23 protein-coding genes and 2 tRNA genes are annotated in these 23,450 nt (G+C 35.7%); 12 read left to right on the top strand and 13 right to left on the bottom strand.

Annotation, left to right across the window (positions count from 1 at the left end; translation table 11 throughout):
- Positions 1-2: 2 nt before the first annotated feature.
- The 3 genes from B9Y84_RS11150 to B9Y84_RS11140 all read left to right on the top strand — a co-directional run bounded on the left by B9Y84_RS11150 (position 3) and on the right by B9Y84_RS11140 (position 1,891).
- On the top strand, positions 3-890 hold the full coding sequence (locus B9Y84_RS11150; RefSeq protein WP_085517225.1) for a cation diffusion facilitator family transporter: 888 nt from the start codon (positions 3-5) through the stop codon (positions 888-890).
- Positions 880-1,320 carry a Fur family transcriptional regulator gene (locus B9Y84_RS11145; RefSeq protein ID WP_013453354.1) on the top strand — a complete coding sequence of 147 codons (441 nt, stop codon included), beginning with the start codon at positions 880-882 and terminating at the stop codon, positions 1,318-1,320. Before B9Y84_RS11150 ends, B9Y84_RS11145 begins: the two co-directional genes overlap by 11 nt.
- Positions 1,321-1,507: 187 nt before the next feature.
- Positions 1,508-1,891 (top strand): DUF3703 domain-containing protein, encoded by a 384-nt coding sequence (locus tag B9Y84_RS11140; RefSeq protein ID WP_085517224.1) that lies wholly within the window; start codon positions 1,508-1,510, stop codon positions 1,889-1,891.
- 59 nt (positions 1,892-1,950) lie between these two features.
- On the opposite strand, the gene B9Y84_RS11135 is transcribed toward B9Y84_RS11140, so the two are convergent.
- The 7 genes from B9Y84_RS11135 to B9Y84_RS11105 all read right to left on the bottom strand — a co-directional run bounded on the left by B9Y84_RS11135 (position 1,951) and on the right by B9Y84_RS11105 (position 7,230).
- Positions 1,951-2,601 carry an AAA family ATPase gene (locus tag B9Y84_RS11135; RefSeq protein ID WP_085517222.1) on the bottom strand — a complete coding sequence of 217 codons (651 nt, stop codon included), beginning with the start codon at positions 2,599-2,601 and terminating at the stop codon, positions 1,951-1,953.
- 203 nt (positions 2,602-2,804) lie between these two features.
- Positions 2,805-3,719 (bottom strand): hypothetical protein, encoded by a 915-nt coding sequence (locus tag B9Y84_RS11130; protein WP_221406424.1) that lies wholly within the window; start codon positions 3,717-3,719, stop codon positions 2,805-2,807.
- The gene (locus B9Y84_RS11125; RefSeq protein ID WP_085517220.1) at positions 3,719-3,988 is read right to left on the bottom strand and encodes a helix-turn-helix domain-containing protein; all 270 of its coding nucleotides are present in this window, start codon (positions 3,986-3,988) and stop codon (positions 3,719-3,721) included. Before B9Y84_RS11125 ends, B9Y84_RS11130 begins: the two co-directional genes overlap by 1 nt.
- Before the next feature lie 137 nt (positions 3,989-4,125).
- Positions 4,126-5,337, bottom strand: a complete 1,212-nt coding sequence (locus tag B9Y84_RS11120; protein WP_085517218.1) for a hypothetical protein — start codon at positions 5,335-5,337, stop codon at positions 4,126-4,128.
- A gap of 198 nt (positions 5,338-5,535) precedes the next feature.
- Complete coding sequence (locus B9Y84_RS11115) at positions 5,536-6,777, bottom strand: site-specific integrase (protein ID WP_085517216.1); 1,242 nt, start codon at positions 6,775-6,777, stop codon at positions 5,536-5,538.
- 248 nt (positions 6,778-7,025) lie between these two features.
- Positions 7,026-7,099: transfer RNA gene (locus B9Y84_RS11110), tRNA-Pro, on the bottom strand.
- Positions 7,100-7,141: 42 nt separating this feature from the next.
- Positions 7,142-7,230: transfer RNA gene (locus tag B9Y84_RS11105), tRNA-Ser, on the bottom strand.
- Between the two features lie 421 nt (positions 7,231-7,651).
- Here B9Y84_RS11105 and B9Y84_RS11095 point away from each other — a divergent pair.
- From B9Y84_RS11095 to B9Y84_RS11080, 4 genes are all read left to right on the top strand, one after another.
- Complete coding sequence (locus B9Y84_RS11095) at positions 7,652-8,620, top strand: vWA domain-containing protein (RefSeq protein WP_085517212.1); 969 nt, start codon at positions 7,652-7,654, stop codon at positions 8,618-8,620.
- On the top strand, positions 8,617-9,525 hold the full coding sequence (locus B9Y84_RS11090; protein ID WP_085517209.1) for a tetratricopeptide repeat protein: 909 nt from the start codon (positions 8,617-8,619) through the stop codon (positions 9,523-9,525). Before B9Y84_RS11095 ends, B9Y84_RS11090 begins: the two co-directional genes overlap by 4 nt.
- Before the next feature lie 70 nt (positions 9,526-9,595).
- Positions 9,596-10,774 (top strand): acetyl-CoA C-acyltransferase, encoded by a 1,179-nt coding sequence (locus B9Y84_RS11085; RefSeq protein ID WP_085517207.1) that lies wholly within the window; start codon positions 9,596-9,598, stop codon positions 10,772-10,774.
- Positions 10,775-10,908: 134 nt separating this feature from the next.
- A complete protein-coding gene (locus B9Y84_RS11080) occupies positions 10,909-12,246 on the top strand; it encodes a toxin-antitoxin system YwqK family antitoxin (protein ID WP_176223775.1) in 1,338 nt (445 codons plus the stop codon).
- On the opposite strand, the gene B9Y84_RS11075 is transcribed toward B9Y84_RS11080, so the two are convergent.
- The 4 genes from B9Y84_RS11075 to B9Y84_RS11060 form a co-directional block, all read right to left on the bottom strand.
- Entirely contained in the window at positions 12,243-12,650 is a 408-nt protein-coding gene (locus tag B9Y84_RS11075) for a hypothetical protein (protein WP_085517203.1), read from the bottom strand. The genes B9Y84_RS11080 and B9Y84_RS11075 overlap by 4 nt on opposite strands.
- A gap of 2 nt (positions 12,651-12,652) precedes the next feature.
- On the bottom strand, positions 12,653-12,940 hold the full coding sequence (locus tag B9Y84_RS11070) for a hypothetical protein (protein WP_085517201.1): 288 nt from the start codon (positions 12,938-12,940) through the stop codon (positions 12,653-12,655).
- A 22-nt stretch (positions 12,941-12,962) separates the two neighbouring features.
- On the bottom strand, positions 12,963-13,340 hold the full coding sequence (locus B9Y84_RS11065) for a DUF423 domain-containing protein (protein WP_085517199.1): 378 nt from the start codon (positions 13,338-13,340) through the stop codon (positions 12,963-12,965).
- A gap of 70 nt (positions 13,341-13,410) precedes the next feature.
- On the bottom strand, positions 13,411-14,085 hold the full coding sequence (locus B9Y84_RS11060) for a YggS family pyridoxal phosphate-dependent enzyme (protein WP_085517197.1): 675 nt from the start codon (positions 14,083-14,085) through the stop codon (positions 13,411-13,413).
- Between the two features lie 189 nt (positions 14,086-14,274).
- On the opposite strand from B9Y84_RS11060, the gene B9Y84_RS11055 reads away from it, so the two are divergent.
- The 3 genes from B9Y84_RS11055 (at position 14,275) to B9Y84_RS11045 (ending at position 17,145) form a co-directional block, all read left to right on the top strand.
- Positions 14,275-15,831: a GH3 family acyl-acid amido synthetase gene (locus B9Y84_RS11055; protein WP_085517195.1), complete on the top strand. Its 1,557-nt coding sequence runs from the start codon at positions 14,275-14,277 to the stop codon at positions 15,829-15,831.
- Between the two features lie 3 nt (positions 15,832-15,834).
- Positions 15,835-16,461 carry a LysE family translocator gene (locus tag B9Y84_RS11050; protein ID WP_085517193.1) on the top strand — a complete coding sequence of 209 codons (627 nt, stop codon included), beginning with the start codon at positions 15,835-15,837 and terminating at the stop codon, positions 16,459-16,461.
- A 90-nt stretch (positions 16,462-16,551) separates the two neighbouring features.
- Positions 16,552-17,145: a DUF6992 family protein gene (locus B9Y84_RS11045; protein ID WP_139828011.1), complete on the top strand. Its 594-nt coding sequence runs from the start codon at positions 16,552-16,554 to the stop codon at positions 17,143-17,145.
- Positions 17,146-17,175: 30 nt separating this feature from the next.
- On the opposite strand, the gene B9Y84_RS11040 is transcribed toward B9Y84_RS11045, so the two are convergent.
- A complete protein-coding gene (locus B9Y84_RS11040) occupies positions 17,176-17,949 on the bottom strand; it encodes an enoyl-CoA hydratase/isomerase family protein (RefSeq protein ID WP_085517190.1) in 774 nt (257 codons plus the stop codon).
- Between the two features lie 3 nt (positions 17,950-17,952).
- Complete coding sequence (locus tag B9Y84_RS11035; RefSeq protein ID WP_085517188.1) at positions 17,953-20,070, bottom strand: ComEC/Rec2 family competence protein; 2,118 nt, start codon at positions 20,068-20,070, stop codon at positions 17,953-17,955.
- A gap of 560 nt (positions 20,071-20,630) precedes the next feature.
- On the opposite strand from B9Y84_RS11035, the gene B9Y84_RS11030 reads away from it, so the two are divergent.
- Complete coding sequence (locus B9Y84_RS11030) at positions 20,631-23,054, top strand: penicillin acylase family protein (protein ID WP_085517186.1); 2,424 nt, start codon at positions 20,631-20,633, stop codon at positions 23,052-23,054.
- On the top strand, positions 23,051-23,422 hold the full coding sequence (locus B9Y84_RS11025) for a hypothetical protein (RefSeq protein WP_085517185.1): 372 nt from the start codon (positions 23,051-23,053) through the stop codon (positions 23,420-23,422). Before B9Y84_RS11030 ends, B9Y84_RS11025 begins: the two co-directional genes overlap by 4 nt.
- Positions 23,423-23,450 lie beyond the last annotated feature (28 nt).

The following is a 23,450-nucleotide window of genomic DNA, read 5'->3' as shown; positions in this document are numbered from 1 at the left end:
TTATGGGAAATAATCACGAACATTCACACGATCATTCTGAAGGCAATGTAAAATTAGCCTTCTTCCTCAACCTCGCATTTACGATAATTGAAATTATTGGTGGGCTGTACACCAATAGTTTGGCTATTTTATCTGATGCCTTACATGATTTGGGAGATAGCTTGAGCTTGGGCCTATCCTGGTATTTTCAAAAATTGTCCAAAAAAGGCAGAACAAAGACCTTTTCGTTTGGATATAAACGATTTTCCCTATTAGGTGCTATCATAAATTCCATAGTATTAGTGGCAGGCTCTATATTTATCTTAACTAAGGCAATTCCCGGTCTTTTCAATCCTGAAGAAACCAATGTAGAAGGAATGCTGTACCTTTCTATACTGGGCATTATCGTGAATGGAGCAGCTGTCTTTAAACTGAGAAAGGGTGAATCTCTGAATGAAAAAGTAGTCTCATTGCACCTACTGGAGGATGTATTAGGATGGGTTGCCGTGTTTATAGGAAGTATTATCATGATGTATTTTGATGCTCCATTTATTGACCCATTACTTTCTGTATTAATATCCTTATTCGTGCTATACAATGTCTATAAGAATCTAAAAAAGAGTTTGCTCGTTGTAATGCAAGGAATTCCTTCTGATGTATCAATTGATAAAATACGGAAGAAATTGGAAGTGATTGATGAGATTAAAGATGTGCACGATTGCCATGTGTGGTCTTTGGACGGAAATTATCATATTATGAGTATTCACATAAGATTGAAAGAAGATTTTAGATTATCGGAGCTTTCAGAGATCAAGAAAAAAGCTCGTAATGAATTAAAGGATGAATCTGTTAATCATATTACGATTGAAACTGAAAGCATGGAGGAAAATTGTGAGTTAGATGATTGTTAAAGATCAAGAAATGAAAATAAGGGAACTGGAAAAGAATTTACAGGAAAAGAATATTAGACCAACGGCTATGCGTCTGTTGGTCTTAGAAGCCTTGCTAGATCAAGAAATTGCCATTAGTTTGACTGATTTGGAAAAGGAGGTGGAAAAATCTGATAGAGTGACCTTATTTCGCACGCTTAAAACATTTCAGGAAAATGGGCTAGTCCATAGCATTGATGACGGTACAGGTGCACCCAAATATGCATTATGTGAAGATGGTTGCAAATGTGAATTAGAGCGAGACTTGCATGTCCATTTTCATTGCAAGGAATGTAATGAGACCATTTGCCTACCTAAATATAAAATCCCAGAGATTAGTTTACCACAAAAATTCATATCAGAAGAGGCGAATTTGGTAGTAAAGGGTATTTGCGGGAAATGCGCTAGTTGAGTTGTAAATGGATTGTTAATAGTGGGTAAGCTTGAAAAATTTCAAACTTTAATTATACTTTTGGCCGTATGCCTAGACTTGTTCATAGAGCAATTTGAAGAAATAATATAAAGCATTTTTACTTTCTAATAATTGCAATTCTACTGCATTGAATTATCCTGTATTTTCGTTCAAAAAATATTTTGATATGAATTTCAATACATTAATGCCTGAAAGACTCAAAATTTATTACTGCAAAGAATTGGAATTATATAGGGAATACTTAAATAAAAAAGAATTGCCAAAAGCCTGGCAACAGTTAGAACGGGCTCATGTCTTAGGCCAGCCCTATCCTTTTCAACATTCCGAAGTTCATTGGTTGATGTTAAAATTTGGCATAAGAATAAAAAGCACTAAAGAAATTATTGGGCAGATACCTAGATTACTTGTAGGGGGTGTGAAATCTTTTGTGGGAAGGATTCCTGTGGGGAATACGGGTGGTGCAAATGTGCCGCCATTGAAATCAATGCCAATCGAAAAAGAGCTTCTTGATATTATTGAAAAATCAAAAATAGAAAGTAAGGCTTCCTAATAATGTCATTGGATTAAATTGATGCTTTAAGGGAGTAGAGATATGTACATTGTTCAATGCTATATTCTTTTGTCTTTTGAATTAAACGAGATGAGATTAAACATTTCTCTCATTCGTGACCTTACTCTGTTTCCATAGAGATTCTCCAATTCATCAGGATTTAAGTTGGTTGTAGCATGTGTAATCATTCCTCTGGAGGTGAAAAGGCTATAGCGATTAAGAAGTATTTCAGCTATAGTGTTGGTCTCGTTGCCGAAATGCTTGATTGTGGATTCCAAGCCGAGGTCATCGAGGCACAGGGTTCGTGGCACCATTTGGTCTTGGTAGCGTTGGAAGTGGGCTTTTGAGTATTTGTTGATGATGGAAAAACCATGGTCGAGAAATTCGTAAGAAATTTCTCTTGTTGATTTAACTGGGTATTTATGGACTGAGTGGAGGAAGTGGCGGAATAGCATCATTAGCGTTGTTTTGCCGCAGCCTACTGGTCCGGTAAGTAAGAGTCCTTTTCTTGTTGAGATTTTGTAGTTTTTGCAGATCTCTTCGTCTTCATAGAAATAGGCTAGTATTTTGAAGATGGTTTCATGGTCTTTTTCAAGAATTTTGAAGTGGTTTCCGAATTCTGATTGACCTGCTTTGTGGAGGAATACCAGGCATTTTTCGAATTGGAATTTTGAGGAGGAGTAGTTCTGAGGTTGTTTAATATCATTCATTGCAATTAACTTCTGGATTTGCTATTAGTTGAATTTCGTTGTTTCATACTTTTTCTAGCCAAAAAGTATTCAAAAGGCATGGTGAAAAGATGCTACTACGCACTAGGCCTGCTCCGGCCCGCCTTTTCACCAGACCAACCCGCTCTGGGACCGTGCGTATTTGCTAAGCGAGTGCCTTTGTTTTTAGTCCTATTAATTAATTTTCACAACGGCACATCATAGCTTTTATCTTCATTGTTGTGGAGTTTGCCGGCTTCGTTTTTTCCTTCTTGGATGTTGTTGAATTTTTTGAAATTCAAGAGCCAGTTTCGGACGGCTGCTTTCCAATCTTGCATGGGGGATTTTGAACCCACTTTCCAGCCTTTGGCGGAATAGTAATTGAAAAATTTTTCAGCCTCCACGGGAGCGAAGCGAACCGGTATTGAATATTCTTCGGTTTGCTGCTTAAAGAAATCTTTCAGCTCTTTTTTTGATGGTGGTGAGAAATGCGAATCTTTTGGTGATGCGTTTTCGCCAGAATCCGAGACTGGAGCTGAAGTTCTTGAATTTGTGCTGCTTTTAGCTTGTCCTTTTTTTTCCTTTTCTGAATTTTTATTTTTTTCATATATATATTGTTTATTGTTTATATAGTTTGTATTGTTTATGTAAGGGTGCAGTACTTGTTCACTGCTTGTACCACTTTTGCCCCTAAGCTGGTGCACTACTTGTTCACTACTTGTACCACTATTGCCCCCAGCTAGTGCAGTACTTGTCCCGATATTGCCCCTAAGGTTGTTCAGTACTTGTTCAGTACTTGTACCGAAAATGAACATCTCTATTAGGCTACCTTTCATGGGATTGTGAGATGGAAAATATTTCAGAAAGCCCATTTTGTGGAGGTCTTTTAAGCACTTGTGATAAGTGTGCTTTGAGCCTATTCTTGAAACCGTCATGACCTCTTTTCTACTGATGGAAATAGGGTTTTTAAAATGGCTATAATTCCAAATAGTAAACAAGCCAATGTAGAGACTAACATGAGACGGATTCATTTCAGGAGTTTCAGAAATTTTATCCATTGCTGATAGGAACTGGTGAATGAAATTCACCGGTTCCTTTACTGAGTTTTCTTGAGTATTCATCAGCTTATTTTGTTTTGTTCCAAAATGCTGTGAATGTCCTGAGAATCGTAGTATAAAACCCCGCCCATTTTAGTGAAAGGCAAAGTGCCGTTTACCCTGAGATTTTGAAGTGTTCCTGGACTAATGCCCAGGAGTTTTCTAACCTCATCTGATTTCAGCCATTTTTTGGTTGAAACTCCTTTTTGCTCCGAAAGGAGCTTTTTGAATTCGTCCACGAGTTCGAGTTTGAATTCGCGTAAGTCGTCTGTTGTGATAACTTCTGCTGCCATAAATTTTAGTTGTTTTTGTTGTCATGGCAAAGCTGCAAAAAGGAGGAATGCGAAAACAGTTGCAAAGGGGTTGTGCAACCCCCTGCAACCCCCTTCAATTTGCTTGAAATAGCGATTTTGGTCGAAAAAAATTTAAATTAATTTAAAGATTTATCTTTTTCGGCTTTTTCTACCAGGGTTTCCATTATTTCCTGAACATTTTCAATGGTGGTATTTTCAGGAGAATAGATTTTGTTTCTTAAGCTTTTGAGTGAGATATCTTTTTGACTACTAGTAGAGAAATTATTAGAAATGAACTCTACTAACTTCGAGGTATTTTCAGGAGCAATAATGTTTGAGTTTGCTAATAATTTCATTAAATAAGCTAATTGACCTACGGATAATTTGCTATAAATCTTGGTGTTTGATACTGGCCTGTTGATCAATGTGTGGTGATGGTTAAATTTAATTGCCAATTGCTTCCTTTCTTTGAAAAAGAATATCTCTTCATTGACCCAATTTATTAGGCTTGCTTTTAGACTTTCTACACCCTGGTTGAATTCGAAATCAGGTTTCACTTGTGATTGATTGATGAGCTTTTTGAACAGCTGCAGAAGCAATAATTGCTCTCTATAAGTAGATTTAGATTGATAGTTTTTCTTTATCCTGAGGCTGATATAGTTGTAAATTGCAAATACATTAAAATTCAAGTAGAGTAAGTTTGAAATAAATTGCTTCTCAAGCCGAATGCCTTTTAAATCTCTTGAAAGAATCGTTTCAATTTCCTCGAGGAAGGTTTTGCAATAAATGAGTTTTCTGTAGGAAGCATTTTTTGGATTGTCAATAAATGTATTGATATGATGATTGATAATCTTAAGGAGCGAGGAATCAATTTTCTTTAGCTTACCTAATTCTTTAACTCTTACTAGTTGATTCCTCAATTGATTCTGCGAATTGATAAAATAGGATGTAGGAATTTGACTATCCTGGCTAAAGTATTTGGTAAAGTGTTTTTCAATGAAAGTCAATAATGCTGTGATACAATCAATAAGTATTAAACCCAGTTGAGAAAGGTAATCTCCATCTTTTAACTGAAGCTCATATTCGATCGATAGGTAACCGACTTGCTGTGAGATATGATTGGAAATTAGGATTAGCTTTTGTTGATAAAGCTGTATTTGACGCTCGATGATCTTATCTTCAATTTCACTGAAGGCTAACATCATAAAGGATTGTTTAATCCTCTCTTCTTCTCTCTCAAGGTCTTCGGCCCATATTCTAAATTCTTCTTCTTTTAGAGGCGGTCTATTGTTTTTTGAATTAAAATATTCATTTACGATATAGTCAAATAACTGTAATTCATACTTCACTTTTCACTAAGGTTTGAGTTTGTAATAATTTTGGTTCAAAAGTGGGGAGCATTGGTTCTATTTTGACTGAAATATTGGTTCGTTTATAATTGTTTATTACTATATCAATATTCATAAATATACTACAGTAGTTAAACAACAATAAAACAAACTAATTAATATTATATTTATTGTGCCCTTAAAGCAAAAAAAGGCAGATCAATCTGCCTTTTTTACTAATTCATTGTTGCTAAGCTTTTGCTTAAGTGCTGCCATGTCAGTGCCGATTTTATTCTCAACTACTTTTGCATAGATTTGAGTGGTGGCCAGTTTGGTATGACCAAGCATCTTGCTTACTGTTTCAATTGGAACTCCATTGGTAAGTGTGACCGTGGTTGCGAACGTATGACGAGCTATATGGAATGTTAGCTTTTTCTTGATTTCGCAGAGGTCGGCAATTTCCTTTAAATAGGCGTTTGTTTTTTGGTTAGAAGCTGCTGGAAGTAGAACACCTCTATGTTGAGCTTGAGGATTGTCTTTATACTTCTCCAATATTACTTCCGCTTGAGGGAGTAATGGAAGAAATACTTTGTTAAAAGTTTTCTGTCTGTGGGTTGAGATCCATTTTTCACCATCCATTCCAATTATGATATTTTCCTCGGATAAGTTGGCCACATCTATAAAGGATAATCCTGTATAACAGCTGAACACAAAAATATCTCTGACTTGCTCTAACCTTCTGCCAAAATCCTTTTCTTTAATTTTGGTTAATTCTGCTTCGGTTAAGAATTCTCTTTCAACTCTGTCGAATTTTGGAGTGAAATTTCTAAATGGATTCTTTTCAATCCACTCAATTTTCATTGCGAGATTGATTAGTTTCTTAAAGCGCTCCATATGCTTCATTACTCCATTATTAGAAAGTGGATTGTGATGATCAATGGGCTTGGATGTTCTCAAGTAATATTCGAAATCAAAGACGAATTTACTAGTTATTTCTTTTAATTTGATATCATCCGTTTTATGCTTGGCTGCTAAAAATCGTTTCAGATAATTTTCTGTTGCACCATAGTTTTTCATTGTACCAGAAGCCAAAGTATTTTTCATTTTTTCTTTGTGGTAAGTGAGAATATCTGAAAGATAGTTATCCTCCGAGGGTCCATTTCCTAAAAACAGGTTTTTAATATCCTTTGAAGACATTGAAGGATTTTGAATAATATGCTCACGATAGATTTCAGACAGATTAAATTTTATTCTGTCGAGGTGATTACATATTCTTTTGAGTTCGATTGTGTTGCTTTTTGGAAAGCATTTTTTTGAATCCCAATGTTTCTCATGGATGGACTGCTGAGAGGAAAACTCAGCTCTTTTTCCATTTACATTAATACGAACATAGATGGTTCTGTTTTCTTTAGAACCTCTTGCTTTTCTGATTAGAAACGAGATGTTAAATGTACTTTGCATGTCAGTAATTTTAGGTTAAACATTACCTATTGCTCAAAATGGGCACTGACACAAAAGCAACTAAATAATATATTCAGCAGACAACAACAGTAAACTTAAAATAAAAGTGTTCACCAGCCAAATTTTGGTGTTCACCGATTTGTTCACCAGTGAAATGCTTTTATTTGGTATTATTTGAAAACAAATAAAATAAAAAACCCCTTAAAACTGAATTTAAGGGGTTTTTGTGAGTGTTTAAACTCTAATAGTCGGGGTGGCAGGATTCGAACCTACGACCTCCTCGTCCCAAACGAGGCGCGATACCGGGCTACGCTACACCCCGAGATTTTTTTGTTAATCTCCTAATTCTTAATAAGAACACTTGCGGAGAGAGGGGGATTCGAACCCCCGGTACGCTTTAACACGTACGCATGTTTAGCAAACATGTGGTTTCAGCCACTCACCCACCTCTCCGGGTTTTTAACTCAAATCCCCTTCTCGTTTCCGAAAAGTGATGCAAATATAAAGGAAGTTTTTCGTCTCTACCAAATAGGAATCAAAATAAATCTAACTTTTTTTAGAGATAGTTTTCATCCTGCTGTATGCCAGCAAATTAATGCCATAATATTTTTTAATATAATTATCTGTATAAGTTCAATTTTTAGTAAGAAAACCTTATTCAGTTGTTGTGATCTAAAGATTAATAAAGGGTTGAATCTTAGCTATTTTAAAAAATGATATGAGTTTAACGGCAAGACTTGATTCTTACAAGTTAGGATGGATAGATCAACAAAATATATAACAACCCAATCTTTCTACCGTTTTTATTTACCTTAGCTGTAATTCAACGTTGCCCTTTACGTTTGCTTTTATATTTTTGTAAAAATTAAAATCTATGACTTGGATTCACTCCCTCGGGGCGGAAGAGATTATTTTTATTATTATTTTTTTGGTGCTCTATCTGGCTTATACCTATAGGGTTTTTACGGTTGCCAAAAGGGTAGGGCAAGCTTATTCTAACATCTTACCCAAATTCTTATTACGAAGCTCTATTTTTGCATTACTCATCGTTTCGCTTTTAGGTCCTTCTTTTGGTGATGACAAGAAAGAAATCAAAGCAGTGGGTAAGGATATTATGATTGCAGTAGATTTATCTGCTTCAATGGACGCCAATGATGTAGCTCCTACAAGACTTGAAAAAATAAAGTACGAATTAAAAAATGTAGTAGATGCTTTCAGTTCCGATAGAATTGGTTTGTTGATTTTTTCATCTGAAGCCTTTGTGCAATGTCCGCTAACGTATGATCAGAATGCATTAAATCTATTTATTGAGACTTTAAATACAGGATTGGTACCTGGCAGCAGTACCGATTTTGGTGGTGCGTTAAACATGGCCCATGAAAAATTAACATCGGAAGATGCTCCTTCTAGTCAGCAAAAATCTAAGATCATCATTTTGATTAGTGATGGAGAAGATTTTGGTGACGATACAGAAGGTGCTATATCCAAAATCAATGATTCAGGCATTCGCTTGTTCTCATTAGGAGTGGGTACTGAAGAGGGAAGTAAAATTAGAACTCGCAGGGGATTTAGAAAAGATAAAAGCGGAAATGACATTATAACTAAACTGGATTCTCGATCCTTAGAAGATTTGGCTGATCAAACAGACGGAGAATATTTTGAAATCAATAAGAATGGAAATGAAGTTGGGAGATTAATTTCCACTATCAATAATATTGAAGGGGAATTAAAAGACGCTAAAACTGTTGATGTATCAGCTAACAAGTATTTTTATTTCTTAATGGCAGCTATTATCTTGTTGCTATTAGATTTGGTAACTACACTTAAAATTATCAAAATATGAAGAGCATAACATTCATATTAATTGGACTATTTATATCTTATCATCTGTCGGCTATTGATCCGGTTGGTAAAATTGCTAAAGCTAATGCCGCCAAAGAAAGAGCAGCAGAAGCTTTGAAAAATGGCAATTATGAAAAGGTAGTCGAACATTATACGTATTTGCTTGATTCTTTAAGCTACGAAAGCCCAGAAGCGGAACTCAATAGGGCACATGCTTATTTTCAATTAAAAGATACAGTAAACGCTTTTGATGCTTACAGGAAGGTTTCAGATGCTCCAAATTCTCAGTTGAAATCAAAAGCGATGCTACAAATGGGGAATCTGTCGGAAATGCAAAAGGAATATGAAAGTGCACTTTCTTTTTTCAAAGAAGCTTTAAAAGCGGATCCTAGTAATCAAAAAGCACGCTACAATTATGAGCTGTTGAAAAAGAAAATGCAGGAGCAAGAAAAGCAAGATCAAAATAAAGATCAAGAGAATCAAGATCAGGATCAGCAGGATCAACAGGATAAAGATCAAGAAAGCAAGGACCAGCAGAATAAGGAAAATAAAGATTCTGAAAATCAGAAGAAAGACAAAAATCAAGAAGAAAGCCAAGAGGATAAAACTGCTGAAGAGCAGCAACAACAAGAGGATGCTGAACAGCAAGATGGGGAACAGAATGAGCAAGAGAAAGGAAAAGAGCAAGAGCAAAAAGAACAGCAACAAAAAGAAGGGGAAGAGAAAAAAGAAGGGGAAGAGCAGCAAATGAACCCTAGTACCAAACAAAAGTTGGAAGAGATGAATATTTCTGAAGAAAAAGCCCAAATGATATTGGAAGCTTTGCGAAATAAAGAATCTCAATATTTCCAGCAACTGAGGAAAAAAGCAACTAAAAGGCAAGATTCAGGAAAGCCAGACTGGTAATCTGGAATCAAGTTTTATCTCAAGCTTATTTTAATTAATTTTACATTGAAACGACTAAAATAAAATAATAATGCAAGAAGTATATATCGTGTCTGCTGTAAGGACACCAATCGGCAGTTTTGGAGGAAGTTTAGCTAGTTTGAGCGCAGTTCAGCTTGGTTCTGCTGCTATTAAAGGGGCTTTATCTAAAGCTAATGTAGATGCCAAAGAGGTGAATGAAGTATTCATGGGAAATGTAGTTTCTGCCAACCTTGGTCAAGCTCCTGCAAGACAAGCGGCTATAGGTGCTGGAATCGGCTTTAATGTCCCTTGTACAACAGTAAACAAAGTTTGCTCATCAGGAATGAAATCTGTTATGTTTGGTGCGCAAAGCATTATGTTAGGTCATGCAGATACCATAGTTGCTGGTGGGATGGAGAGCATGTCCAATATTCCTTATTATATTCCGAAAGCTCGTTACGGTTACAAGTATGGTAATGGTGAATTAGTGGATGGTCTTTTGAATGATGGGCTTTGGGAAGTTTATAATAAATTCCCTATGGGAAACTGTGCTGACAATACTGCAAAGGAAATGAAAATCACTCGCGAAATGCAAGATGATTATGCTATAAAGTCTTATCAGAGAGTAGCGAAAGCAACGGAAGATGGAAGCTTCAAAGAAGAGATTGTTCCCGTTGAAGTAGCACAAAGAAAAGGAGATCCCTTGGTGATCACAGAAGACGAGGAATTCAAAAATGTAAGATTTGAAAAAATACCTTCTTTAAGACCAGTGTTTTCAAAAGAGGGAACAGTGACTGCAGCCAATGCGTCTACTATCAATGACGGTGCATCAGCATTAGTATTGATGAGCAAAGAAAAAGCGGATGCATTAGGGATTAAACCAATTGCCAAAATTAGAGGATTTGGAGATGCAGCTCAAGACCCACTTTGGTTTACTACTGCTCCGTCTTTAGCAATTCCTATCGCAATGAAAAGAGCTGGAGTAAGCAAAGAAGAAGTAGATTTTTATGAAATAAATGAGGCGTTCTCAGCTGTTGCCATTGCTAATAATATGGAATTGGATTTAGATCCTGAGAAAGTGAACGTATTCGGTGGTGCTGTCGCTTTAGGTCACCCGCTTGGTGCTTCCGGTGCTAGAATCATGACTACTTTGTATTCAGTATTGAACCAAAAGAATGGTAAAATCGGAGTAGCAGGTATTTGTAATGGTGGGGGCGGTGCTTCTGCTATTGTTATTGAAAAAATGTAAAACACGTAAATCTGAAAAGTGAAATCATCTTAAATTGGATGAACTAAATTTACTTTTTAGTTATTCTATAATATTTCAACAGCTTGTAAGTTATGTTTACAAGCTGTTTTTTGTTAACTCTATTTAAAGTTTCCATGCGAGCATATATTCTATTCCTTTCTTTCTTTTTAATCTCTTCACAAGCCCTGATAGCACAGGAACTGCAAAAGGTTTCCAATTACTATGATAGTGCTGAAAGTAAAACCAAAGAGGTTTATTTTATCGCTAATGGTGATAGCAGCCAGATTGTCGGGCAATATAAAAAGTACTACGAAGGGGGAGAACTTATGGCAAGTGGTTTGTTTGAGCTGGGCCAGGCGGAAGGCATTTTTGAGATGTATTACCCGAATGGTAAACTGATGAGAACCACTGAGTTTGAAGATGGTAATCGCACTGGAGAAACAGTGGTATATGGTGAAGAAGGTAACGTCTTGCAAATAGCACATTTCAAGAATGATACATTGAATGGGAAGTTGAAGTTGTTTTATCCTGATGGCCAATTGAAAAGTGAAAGTGACTTTAAAGATGCAAAGCCAGATGGAGAAGTTTTGGAATACTTCAATGATGGCACTTTAGCACAGCGCATTACCTATAGCAAAGGTGAGCCAAATGGCATAACGGAACGATATTACTCTAATGGGAATATGAAAACGGAGGAGCATTATGTAGATGGAAAATTAAGCGGTGAATTTAAAACATTTTTTGAAAATGGACAGCTGGAGACCATTTTTGAAAACCAAAAGGGGGTGAAATCTGGAGAGTTTAGAACCTACGATAAAGAAGGTAATTTGCTACTAATAGGTTATTATAAAAATGGTGAGCTAGAAGGGGAAAATATTTCATATTATCCTAGTGGAACAGTGAAGGTTGAACGAAACTATAAAGATGGATTTCTTTTTGGTGAAGTATTAGAATATAGGAAAGATCAAAGCTTGATTACCAAAACGATCTATTCTAATGAAGGTAGGGACAAGGAGTTAGAAGAATTCTGGGAAACAGGAGAGCTGAAATTTCAAAAGTATTTTAAAGGTGATGAGCCCTTTGGAACCTGGAATTATTACGATAAGACAGGAGAGCTTATTAAAAATGAGAATTACAGCAATGGACAATTGCATGGTGCTTACACAGAATATTTTTCAAGTGGGGAATCGAAATATGAAGTAAATTATCAAGCTGGTAAAAAATCGGGCTTAGAAATTTCTTATTTTGAAGATGGACAAGAAAAAGAAACTACTATCTATAAATTTGGAAAAGCTCATGGAGAGCATTTCAAGTATTACGAAGATGGCCAGATTGCATTAAAGGCGAAATATGCAGGAAATAAAAAAGTGGAAGAATGGAAGTATTTTAATAGTCAGGGAGAATGGCTAAAGACTGAAATCTACTTCAATGATAAGCTGCAAGAAACAAAATTTCCAGAGCAACAGAATTAATCATTTTCTAAACCCTGTAAGAAAATGATGTATTCAGTTTTTACTTTTTTGCTGATTAAATGATAAAAAAGTGTACCTCCAATTCCATACATTAAAATATCTATCCAGTCTGCAGTATATAATTCGAGATTTATGAGTGGGAGTATAGCCTCGAATAAAATAGTGAAAAATAGTGTGGTAGTTATTACTACGTTTTTATCCAAATAATAGAAGTCTTTGATAGGGTGTATCCATTGAATTATTTGTGTTCCGATGCCTAACACAATGGGTATACAAAGCAGGTCATCAAGATAAGCATGAAGTATAGGAACTGAATAGTTAAATACTTTTTCGATTATTTGATGAGCTAGAAAAAGTAGAATACTACCAAAGATTAACGGGTGTTTTAAAGTCTTAAGGTTCATCCTTATAGTGGTAATACTGCAGCAAGCCAAGCGAAAAAACCAACTATAGACATAATTACAATGTACGTTATATTTCCAGTCTTTTTTGCGAACTTAACCAAAGCGTTATCTTGCTCTTTGATAGTGAACATCCATTTGTCAAGTTGTTCTTCCTTATATTTTTTGATCTTATCTAATCTTTCCTTAGTAGGATCTTGGATTATTTCGCCACAATTGGCACATTTTTGTTTAGTCGACCCTTCAATTGAGTTCCATTCTCCACAATTTTTACATTTTACTGAATTAGCCATACACAACTATACGGCAGGAGCTTTAGGCAGTTTTATAAATACCAATAGCTAAAAGAACCCAGGCAGCAATTAAAAAAAGTCCTCCAATAGGAGTAATAGCTCCTAATTTAGAAATTCCAGTTGCACAAAGTAAATACAGGCTACCTGAGAAAATGATCGTTCCTATGATAAAGGAATAAGAAGCATAGCTTAAATATTTATGTTGGAAATGTATCATTAAAATTCCTAATAGAATTAGTGCTAAGCTATGGTACATTTGATATTTAACTGCTGTTTCATAGGTGTCTAACCTTCCTGATGCAGTCAAACTATCTTTTAAAGCATGCGCTCCAAAGGCACCCAAAATCACTGATATTGCCCCAGATATACTTCCTATTATAATGATTAACTTGTGTGGCATCGTTTTTTATTAAATGTATTTTTACTTAAAACTTATGTCTACTTTGAATTTGATCTAGAAATTTATCAAACTACCATCCCCCTCCAGGTCGTTCTCCAAAAATTTTGCTTCCAATTCTGACCATCGTGCTGCCTTCTTCAATGGCTATTTTGTAATCTCCACTCATGCCCATTGATAATTCTTTAAGATTCAGTTTTTCGTCATTGTATTGCTGAGCAGTTTTATCAAATAGCTTTTTAAGCCCCTTGAATTCCCTTCTAACCTTATCTTTGTCATCAGTAAAGGTCGCCATTCCCATTAGGCCTTGTACATCAACATGGTCCATTTCCTTAAAGGCTTCTGAAGATAATAATTCATGCAATTCCTGCTCGTCTAGACCGTATTTATTTTCTTCTTCTGCAATATGGATTTGTAATAGTACAGGCACAATTCTGTCTATTTTTTTACCTTGTTTGTTAATCTCTTTCAGCAAGCGAACACTATCCACAGAATGAATTAGGTGCACAAAAGGAGCAATGTATTTCACTTTGTTGCGCTGCAAATGGCCAATCATATGCCATTCAATGTCTTTTGGTAATGCTTCTGCCTTATCGCTTAATTCTTGTACTTTGTTTTCACCCAAGGCTCGTTGCCCGGCTTCATAGGCTTCCATCAAATCCTCATTGGGTTTGGTTTTGCTAACTGCAACTAAATGGCAAGTTCCTAAAGAATCTTTAACTTCTGTTATATTTTCCGCTATGCTCATTAAAACTGGTTTACGATGTTAAATCAATAAAATAAATTGTTCGTGACTTTATGTTAAAGTTATTTTTATATATTTTGAATGTTATATATTTGTCTATTGGACTACTTTCTAATAATTAATTTCAAAGGTAAAAGTTTATGTTTTTACTTTGATTAAATTTTCAACTTTTGATTATCAACCATAAAATACATGACACTTTTAGGTAATCTTATTAAACAAGGGATACGGATTCGAGAGAGTTTAGATCAGGATTATACCCCTCCTTTTGAATTACAGAAAACAGAATTTCGTAAATTAATCATTGGATCCCGTAATACGCAGTTTGGTAAAGCATATAGATTTTCAGAGATTTTGCAATCTTTAAAAAAACAGGACAATAAGCGGTTTTACGAAGATTTTAAAACACAGGTGCCTGTTCACGACTATAATAAAATGTATCAGGATTGGTGGCATAAATGTCTTGATGGTGAGAAAGATGTAACCTGGCACGGAGCGATCAAATATTTTGCGCTAAGCTCGGGTACTTCAGGTGCCTCGTCTAAGCATATTCCAGTTTCTTTGGAAATGGTCAAGGCTATTCAGAAGACTAGTGTGCGTCAGATATTATCACTCTCCCGATACGAAGGCTTACCCTCTTCAGTTTTTGAAGGAGGAACATTAATGGTAGGTGGAAGTACAGATTTACAAGATAATGGTAATTATGCTGAAGGTGATTTAAGTGGAATAACAACTTCCAGAATACCCTTTTGGTTTCAACGATTCTATAAGCCCGGTAAAGCTATTTCAAGAAAGAAGGATTGGGAAGATAAGCTTGAGCAAATGACACTCAAAGCAAAAGATTGGAATATCACCATTATTGCAGGAGTGCCTGCTTGGATTACTATTTTGATTGAAAAAATCATAAAGCATTACAAGCTAGAGAATATCCATGAGATTTGGCCTAATTTTGAGATTTATGTGCATGGAGGGGTAGCGTTTGAGCCCTATAAGAAAGGATTTCAAAAATTGTTAGGTCGAGATATCAATTATATTGAGACTTATTTAGCTTCCGAAGGATTTATAGCATTTCAAGCTAATCAGGGAGTTGATAGCATGCGGCTGGTACTAAATAATGGGATTTTTTATGAATTTATTCCTTTCACTGAAGATAATTTTGATGAGGAGGGTAATATGTTGAAAAATCCTCGAACTCTTATGATTGATGAAGTAGAAGAAAATGTTGAGTATGCCTTGTTAATTTCCACCTGCTCCGGTGCCTGGCGCTATTTGATTGGAGATACAATTAAATTTGTGTCCAAAGCAGACTCAGAAATCGTAATTACTGGCAGAACGAAACATTTTTTAAGTCTTTGTGGAGAGCACCTTTCAGTAGATAATATGAATCATGCATTATCCGATGTTGCTAATGAAATGGGCTTTGATTTAAAGGAATTTACAGTTTTAGGTGTCAAACATGGTTCCTTATTTGGTCATGAATGGTATGTGGGAACTGATAAGTCTGAAGTTGATGAGACTGTACTAAAGGATAAATTGGATGCTCGCTTAAAGGACTTAAATGACGATTATAGAGTGGAGAGAATTGCAGCATTAAAGGATATAACTGTAAAGGTTCTGCCTAACAAAGCTTTTATCCAATTTATGGAGCAAATAGGCAAAGTAGGTGGCCAAAATAAATTCCCCCGTGTTTTGAAAGGTGATAAACAAAAGGCCTGGTTAGATTACTTGGTTGAAAAAGATATTAAATAGCGTATGATTGCAGTTGTTACCAATGGTGTATTGTTTGGTTTACTATTGGCCGTTATGTTGGGGCCTGTTTTTTTTGCACTCATTCAAAATAGTATCATCAAAGGTTTTAAAGCCGGGATTTATATGGCTCTAGGTATTGCTGTTGCAGATACGGCTTATATTTTCTTAATGTATTTTAGCGTCAGGCTTTTTGAGAATAATGACATTGTCTCAGTTTGGATGGGAGCTGTAGGCGGCCTGATTATATTGATTACTGGAATTATAAGTCTAAGAAAAAAGAGCGTCAAGCTAGAAGAGCAAAAAGTTAATACACAAAAGTCAAATTTTTTCAAGCAATTTTTCAAGGGATTTATTTTAAATGGAATTAATCCCTTTGTCTTATTATATTGGTTGGGAGTGATGACTTTGGTTACTAAGAGTTATGAATATGATGAGAATGAGGTCGTCATTTTTTTCTCAAGTATCATTGGGACATTAATCATTACAGACTTTTCAAAAGTAGCTTTATCACATAGACTAAGAGCATGGGTAACTCCCAAACGATTGAATATAATGAACAAAGTAGTAGGTATAGCGCTTATACTATTTTCATTTAGGTTATTTTATCATGCTATTGAACATTACAACTAAAAATCAATACTCTACCGCTTAATCAATAGCTTAGTTGTAGAAGTATTAGTGCAGCTAAAATAACTGGAAAACAGAGTAATTGAAATCATTATGAAGAAGCATATTATTACACTCCTATTAACTTTTACTCTTATGAGTTTCGATGCCCTTGCGCAGCGTATTTCTGTTACAGAATCTCACCAAAAGGATGTAAAGATAAGGAAAACTGGAATGGCTATTCTCGGCACTTGGGCAGTAGGAAATATGATAACGGGTGCAATCGGAAGAAGCCAAACTACTGGACAAACAGCCTATTTTCATGAAATGAATTTGATTTGGAATGTTGTGAATTTAGGCATTGCGGGAGCAGGATATTATTTCACTGCAACTGGTGAAATGCCTGAAAACGCCTCTGCATTACTAGATGATCAAGTAAGTTTCCAAAAGACATTACTTTTCAATGCAGGCCTTGATCTGGCCTATATTGCTGGAGGTTTTTATTTGATGGAAAGAGCCAAAAATACGACCAGAAGGCCGGAACGGTTGAAAGGTTATGGCAAGTCTGTAATTTTACAAGGTAGTTTTCTTTTCGTATTTGATATTATTTTACATACTGTCCACAGTAAGCAAAGCACTCAGATTTCTGATTTTTTATCACATGTACATTTAAGCCCTAACCAAGTTGGTTTTACATTAGGATTATAAATTTAGAATACTAAGGCTATAAAACGCCTGTTACCAACTAGGCGTTTCCTTATTTAAAAAGGCTGCAATTCCTTTTTTACAATCTTCTGAAGCACGTGCTTTTGCATTCTGTTCAGCTGCATATTGCAATCCTTCTTCCAATCCCTTTTCCTGGACTTCAGCTATCATTTGCTTGGTGAACGCCATGGACTGTCCTGAATTATTGTGGATCAATTGCTGAGCAAATTCGTAAACAGTTTCTGATAGTTTTTCGGCTTCTACCACTTCATTGACCAACCCCATCTTTTGAGCGTCAGTGGCTTCGTATAATTTTCCGGATAGAAGTAATTCTTTGGATTTTCCTTCCCCAATTTTCCTTAATAAGAACACTTTTACAATAGCTGGAATAAAGCCTATTTTCACTTCTGTATAACCAAATTTAGCATGGGGGACAGTATAGGAGAAATCACATACAGTGGCTAACCCGCAACCCCCAGCCAAAGCATGACCTTGAATTTCGGCTATCACCACTTTAGGATAAGTATAAATTTCAAAGAAAAGCTCCTTCAAGTGGTTGGAATCTTCTAGATTTTCTTCATAAGTATTGCCTTGCAAACCTTGTATATAAGCCAAATCAGCACCCGCACAGAAAGCTTTTCCCTCCGCTCTCAAGACAATTACCTTTGCACTATCATCTTTTTTCAATTGAGCGAAAGCTTCTTTCAGCTCACCCACAAATTCGTAGCTTAAGGCATTTCTTTTTTCAGGTCGGTTTAAAGTAATATACCCAATTCTGTCTTTAATTTCAATTTTCGTTAATTCCATAGTTTATAATTTCCATTCAAAAGCACCTTTTTCCGGCACTATGTAATAATCTAAATTTTCCTCCTCAAATTTAGCTTTAAAGTTTTGAATGTTATAGTAAGAATTGGAAGCATCTAGAACAATTTTTTGGGCATTGAAATAATCATGAAGTTTGGAAGGCTTCCTTAAAGCATTATTACTTATGATTATTAAATCTACCTCCAAGGGATGCTCAAAGATCAAATCTTCATCTATTTCCTTATGCAAGTGGATAATTCTCTTATTATTCCAAACAGAGAATTTGAGTCCTTTGAAATCTTTGAACAACTCTTGTTGGTTTTTAGGTTCGAAACGATCAGGGTGAAAATCGGCTATCCCTGCCTCTAATTGACTGGGGTACACATGAAATCGAAGTTTGTTTTTATCTTGAGCTAATCCTTCTTCTACTTGTAGGTATTGAGAGAACCCATTTCTGATTGCCAAAGCATGATGTTGACCTGTATCATAGACTATCAATTGCTTTTCTTGAAAGTTTTGATATTGCCTCCAGCAAATACTGATACTCATCAAAAACAAGCTTAAAACAGTTAATTTGAAGTAATTCAATTTTTTTTCTGCAATGAATAGTGCAACAAAGAATACAGCCAGATAAATCAGCCAGCTTTCTAAGGTATTTATAAAAACCCCATCAATAGTGCTATTAGGTAAATAATCCAGACTAAAAACCAAGAAATTAATTACTTGAATAAAGTGATCAATAAGGTAACCTATCCACTCAGCTGCCCATTCCCAAAATGAACTAATTAGTAAAATTAGACTACTGTTAAGAATTACAAATGCTGCGGGGATGACCACTAAATTGGATAGGAAGAAATAAGTAGGGAATTGATGAAAGTAAAGTAAGCCTAAAGGAGCAGTTGCCAATTGAGCTGCAATTGAAACACAGGTAATAGCCCAAATTTTATCCAAAAAAGTAAATTTGAATTGTAATAGTCCATAGAGTTTTGGCTGAAAAAAGACTATCCCCAAAACTGCTAAATAAGACAACTGAAAGCCAACTGAAAACAATAAAAAGGGGTTTATACTCAACAATACAAAAGCAGAGGCTGCCAAAGTATTATAAATATTGGTTCGCCTACGCATGGCTTGAGCTAAAATGATAAAACTGAACATCATGGCTGCTCTTTGCACCGAAGGAGATAAACCCGTAATAAAAGCATAAGCCCACAGCACTGAAATATTAATGATCGCAAAAAAGACTCTCCCTTTTTTATGGTTTCTCCATCTACTGAGAATGGTCGAAATAATGAGAAAAATGATCCCAACATGTAATCCGCTTACTGCCAATACATGCATAGCACCTGCACTTGCATAAGCACTTCGTAACTCATTGTCGAGTTCATCTTTGATCCCTAGAGTTAACGCTTTGGCTATGGCCAATGAGCGCTCATCTTTGATATGCTCATTCATAATAGCCTCCAAATATTGCCCAGTTTTGATGGAGGAAGCCATAATGAAACCGCCTTTACTTTCGGCTAATTTTCTCCATTTTCCACTTCTAACATATTGTTGATGATAGATTTGGTCAAAACCTAAAAAACGCTTATAATTAAATTCCAAAGGGTTTTTGGGAGGTGCTAATTCGTTCAAGCTCGATTTTATTAATAATTGATTTCCATATTCTAACCTCTTTGAGAGACTGTCTTTTTGAAAGTAAATCATGGCATTACCACTGTAATTTTGCCATTTTTCATTTATTAAAACTCGTTGCACTTCTACTTTAAATCCGTGCGTCTTTTCGGTGTTTTTTCCTGCATTTACCAAAATGGCCTCAAAAGCTTCTATTTCCCCAACATTTGCATGGAGCAAATGAGTTTGATCATGCTTTTCGGATTGCCAATAGGCGTTGAGATAACCAAATGAAAAACAAATCAGGAATGCTAAAACAGCAAATGAAATAGATTGAAAAGCAGGAAATTGGTAGCCTCTAAAAAATTGGGCAGTTAAATATAGAACAGAAATCACCGAAAATAAAAAGAATATAAATTCGTAGATATCAGGAAGGAATGTACCAGTGACTATGCCAAGTGCCATAAAGAGCACAAAACGAATAAAGGCGTATCGGTTCCAGGCTTGATGCATGGAGTTAAAAGTAAAAAAATATCGATAAAGAAAAAAGGAGTTAAGAGCAGCGATATATTGTCTAACTAAAATAGTGCATAATGTTAATTGAACTCATAGTACTTTTTAACTCCTTGTAATTTCTTTATGCATGTGGTTGAATTGAAATTTATTCCACCTGGAACTGTACCAACCTACTGTGGACCTGAACGATTTTTACACCTGTAAGTGAGTTTTGAAAATGGAATAAAGATGAGATGAGTAAGATAATTATATTTTAGATATGGCTGAAGTAGCAAGGCTCAACTAAGGAAGTTGGTAATGTATTTAACGAGTGGGTATGAGGATTAACTATAAATCTATTTATGATATTGAATATAGAATGGGATAGCTTTTTTGGAATCAGAGAAGCTGGCTAAACACTAACCTAATGTTCATTTTCTGTGAAAAAATTGACTTTATTTGTAAGAATAGATGTGGCGACATACGTTTTGATTTTTGGAAGAAAGATTTATGGCTATCTGTTATATTAATAATCCAATTTTTTATACATTAGGCGATGATTTAATGCTTCTAACCTTATGAATTTTATAAAATTTATTTTCCCCTTTCTTATTGCATTGGCTCTGGTTGTGGGCTTAAATAATAAATGGGGACAGGTGCCCCCTCTAGGAAAATTTTTAGATCCTTACAATGGTTTTTGGGCCAATTCAGAAAATCAAACTATTCCCTTTGAAGAAAAACCTGCGATAGCTGGTTTAAATGAAGTTGTTAAAGTTTACTATGATTCCATTTTAGTACCGCATGTATATGCCAATAATGACCACGATCTGTATATGGCACAAGGCTACATTACAGCCCAAAATCGACTATGGCAAATGGAGTTTCAAACGCACGCCTCAGCAGGAAGAGTTTCTGAAATCATAGGGAAAGATGCTTTGGATTTTGACCGCTACCAGCGGAGAAATGGCCTGTTGTATGGAGCTGAAAAAGCAGAGAAGCTAATGGCTGAAGACCCAACTATTGGCCCAATACTAGATGCTTACACCGAAGGTATAAATCAATATATTGCATCATTAGACTATAAAGACCTACCTATTGAATATAAATTACTCGACTATAAACCTGAAAAATGGAGTAATTTAAAATCTGGGCTACTATTAAAATATATGGCAAACGATTTGTCGGGTGGTGACAGTGATGCAGAGAATACGCAATTATTAAAAATGTTAGGTAAAGAAAGGTTTGATTTCTTATTTCCTGACAGCTACGATGACTTTGACCCTGTCATTCCCAAAGCCAAAGAATGGGATTTTGAACCTCAAACCGTGGAACGACCAGATTCTGTTTCCTTCCCACTTGTATTTCCTGACGATAAGGCGACTGAGCCTGACCCTCAAAATGGCAGTAACAACTGGACAGTTCACGGAAGTAAAACTGCTTCGGGAAAACCAATTTTGGCCAATGATCCGCATCTAAGTTTAAATCTACCATCCATTTGGTACGTTATGCATTTAAATTCTCCTTCTGTCAATGTATTTGGGTCTACTCTACCAGGAGCATTGGGGGTAATTATCGGTTTTAATGATAAGGTGTCATGGGGTGTAACCAATGCTACTAGAGATGTCAGAGACTGGTATCATATCGATTTCAAAAATGCTGAGAAAAAAGAGTATAGGTACAATGGAAAATGGCTCAAGACGCAAAAAGTGATTCAAGAATTTAAAATTCGCGGAGATGAAAATTTCCATGATACGATATATTACACGCATCATGGGCCTATTGTGTATGATGAAAGCTTCAGGCCAGGCAATAGTAAAACTAATTTTGCACTGAGATGGACAGCTCACGATCCATCTAATGAACAAATGACCTTCCATTTACTTAATAGAGCCAATGATTATGATGACTATGAGAAAGCATTAACGCATTATGATTGTCCTGCCCAGAATTTTGCTTATGCAGATGTTCATGGTGATATAGCCTTATGGATCAATGGTAAATTTCCCCTTAGATGGGAAGAACAAGGTAAATTTATTATGGACGGTTCCCGAGCAGATATGGATTGGGCTGGTTTTATTCCAAGAGCACATAATGCTTATATGAAGAATCCTGAACAAGGGTATTTAAGTTCTGCTAATCAGATCCCAGTGGACAGCACTTATCCTTATTATCATTATGATAGAGGGTATGAGCATTATAGGAATAGAAGATTAAATCGCAAATTGGAAACCTTAGAAAATATCACGATTGAGGATATGATGCGTCTACAAAATGATAACTATTGGCTAATGGCTTCAGAAATTCTACCTGGTGTTCTGGATAGCCTTAACCGAAATAATATGACTGAAGAGCAGAAAACTGCTTTTGATGCCTTGGCCACTTGGAATTACATGGCTGATCAAGATATGGCAGCTCCAGCCTATTTTGAGATTTTTTGGGATGATTTATACCGAAATTTATGGGACGAATTCTACGGTTTGAAAAATTCAGTAAGAAGACCTGAATTACCTGTCACTCTTCAAATTCTAAAAGAGTATCCCAATGATCCATACATTGACCATCAAGAAACAGATACAAAAGAAAGTATTACCGATTTGTATCAAATGAGTTTTCAATCTGCAGTCGATTCAGTGGAGAATTGGAAATCAGCTAATGAAAAAGAATTGACTTGGAGTAATTTTAAAAACACTAGGGTTCAGCATTTAGCTCGTTTAGCTCCATTTAGCACAGACAATATTCAAATTGGCGGAAATAAACATATTTTAAATGCAACTTCAGGTAGGCATGGCCCTTCATGGAGAATGATAGTTTCAATGGAGGATCCGATTAAGGCTTACGGAGTTTACCCTGGAGGTCAATCTGGAAACCCAGGTAGTTACTATTATGATAATTTAATTGATAGCTGGAGCAAGGGAGAATATTATGAATTGGAGAATAAGGCCAATGCTTCCGACCTAAATAATATAATTTTCACTCAAACTTTAACTTCCGGAGCAAAATGAAATTTATTATCAGAACTATAATCATTGTAGTAGCAGCTCATTTTTCATTGCTTTATTTCCCTTGGTGGTCAATGGCCATTTGTGCGTTTTTTGCCGGAGCTATAGTTGCTGGTAAAAATCTAAGTACATTTTTTAGTGGCTTTATTGCACTTGGGTTTTTATGGTTAATTCAGGCTTTTATTATTCACAATGATTCAAGCGGAATGCTGTCTAATAAAATTGCAGAGTTATTTAGCTTAAGTGATGGGATTTATATGGTGATAATTTCCGGCACAGTGGCTGGTTTGGTAGGTGGCTTCAGTACGCTTAGCGGCTTCAGGTTTCGTAGATTATTTAGTAGAGATAAGAGTAGGGGGTTATACCGATAAATTTGAAAACTTATATTTTGAATTAATA

The organism is Marivirga sericea, assembly GCF_900177665.1.
Classification (GTDB): domain Bacteria; phylum Bacteroidota; class Bacteroidia; order Cytophagales; family Cyclobacteriaceae; genus Marivirga; species Marivirga sericea.
Note: the sequence above shows the minus strand (reverse complement) of the source record. Positions and strands in the feature narration are given on the sequence as shown.

What these genes read in the sequence shown, in the direction of transcription:
- B9Y84_RS11150 (WP_085517225.1), top strand. Translation starts at nt 3, where the DNA reads ATGGGAAATAATCACGAACATTCACACGATCATTCTGAAGGCAATGTA.
- B9Y84_RS11145 (WP_013453354.1), top strand. Translation starts at nt 880, where the DNA reads ATGATTGTTAAAGATCAAGAAATGAAAATAAGGGAACTGGAAAAGAAT.
- B9Y84_RS11140 (WP_085517224.1), top strand. Translation starts at nt 1,508, where the DNA reads ATGAATTTCAATACATTAATGCCTGAAAGACTCAAAATTTATTACTGC.
- B9Y84_RS11135 (WP_085517222.1), bottom strand. Translation starts at nt 2,601, where the DNA reads ATGAATGATATTAAACAACCTCAGAACTACTCCTCCTCAAAATTCCAA.
- B9Y84_RS11130 (WP_221406424.1), bottom strand. Translation starts at nt 3,719, where the DNA reads ATGAATACTCAAGAAAACTCAGTAAAGGAACCGGTGAATTTCATTCAC.
- B9Y84_RS11125 (WP_085517220.1), bottom strand. Translation starts at nt 3,988, where the DNA reads ATGGCAGCAGAAGTTATCACAACAGACGACTTACGCGAATTCAAACTC.
- B9Y84_RS11115 (WP_085517216.1), bottom strand. Translation starts at nt 6,777, where the DNA reads ATGCAAAGTACATTTAACATCTCGTTTCTAATCAGAAAAGCAAGAGGT.
- B9Y84_RS11095 (WP_085517212.1), top strand. Translation starts at nt 7,652, where the DNA reads ATGACTTGGATTCACTCCCTCGGGGCGGAAGAGATTATTTTTATTATT.
- B9Y84_RS11090 (WP_085517209.1), top strand. Translation starts at nt 8,617, where the DNA reads ATGAAGAGCATAACATTCATATTAATTGGACTATTTATATCTTATCAT.
- B9Y84_RS11085 (WP_085517207.1), top strand. Translation starts at nt 9,596, where the DNA reads ATGCAAGAAGTATATATCGTGTCTGCTGTAAGGACACCAATCGGCAGT.
- B9Y84_RS11080 (WP_176223775.1), top strand. Translation starts at nt 10,909, where the DNA reads ATGCGAGCATATATTCTATTCCTTTCTTTCTTTTTAATCTCTTCACAA.
- B9Y84_RS11075 (WP_085517203.1), bottom strand. Translation starts at nt 12,650, where the DNA reads ATGAACCTTAAGACTTTAAAACACCCGTTAATCTTTGGTAGTATTCTA.
- B9Y84_RS11070 (WP_085517201.1), bottom strand. Translation starts at nt 12,940, where the DNA reads ATGGCTAATTCAGTAAAATGTAAAAATTGTGGAGAATGGAACTCAATT.
- B9Y84_RS11065 (WP_085517199.1), bottom strand. Translation starts at nt 13,340, where the DNA reads ATGCCACACAAGTTAATCATTATAATAGGAAGTATATCTGGGGCAATA.
- B9Y84_RS11060 (WP_085517197.1), bottom strand. Translation starts at nt 14,085, where the DNA reads ATGAGCATAGCGGAAAATATAACAGAAGTTAAAGATTCTTTAGGAACT.
- B9Y84_RS11055 (WP_085517195.1), top strand. Translation starts at nt 14,275, where the DNA reads ATGACACTTTTAGGTAATCTTATTAAACAAGGGATACGGATTCGAGAG.
- B9Y84_RS11050 (WP_085517193.1), top strand. Translation starts at nt 15,835, where the DNA reads ATGATTGCAGTTGTTACCAATGGTGTATTGTTTGGTTTACTATTGGCC.
- B9Y84_RS11045 (WP_139828011.1), top strand. Translation starts at nt 16,552, where the DNA reads ATGAAGAAGCATATTATTACACTCCTATTAACTTTTACTCTTATGAGT.
- B9Y84_RS11040 (WP_085517190.1), bottom strand. Translation starts at nt 17,949, where the DNA reads ATGGAATTAACGAAAATTGAAATTAAAGACAGAATTGGGTATATTACT.
- B9Y84_RS11035 (WP_085517188.1), bottom strand. Translation starts at nt 20,070, where the DNA reads ATGCATCAAGCCTGGAACCGATACGCCTTTATTCGTTTTGTGCTCTTT.
- B9Y84_RS11030 (WP_085517186.1), top strand. Translation starts at nt 20,631, where the DNA reads ATGAATTTTATAAAATTTATTTTCCCCTTTCTTATTGCATTGGCTCTG.
- B9Y84_RS11025 (WP_085517185.1), top strand. Translation starts at nt 23,051, where the DNA reads ATGAAATTTATTATCAGAACTATAATCATTGTAGTAGCAGCTCATTTT.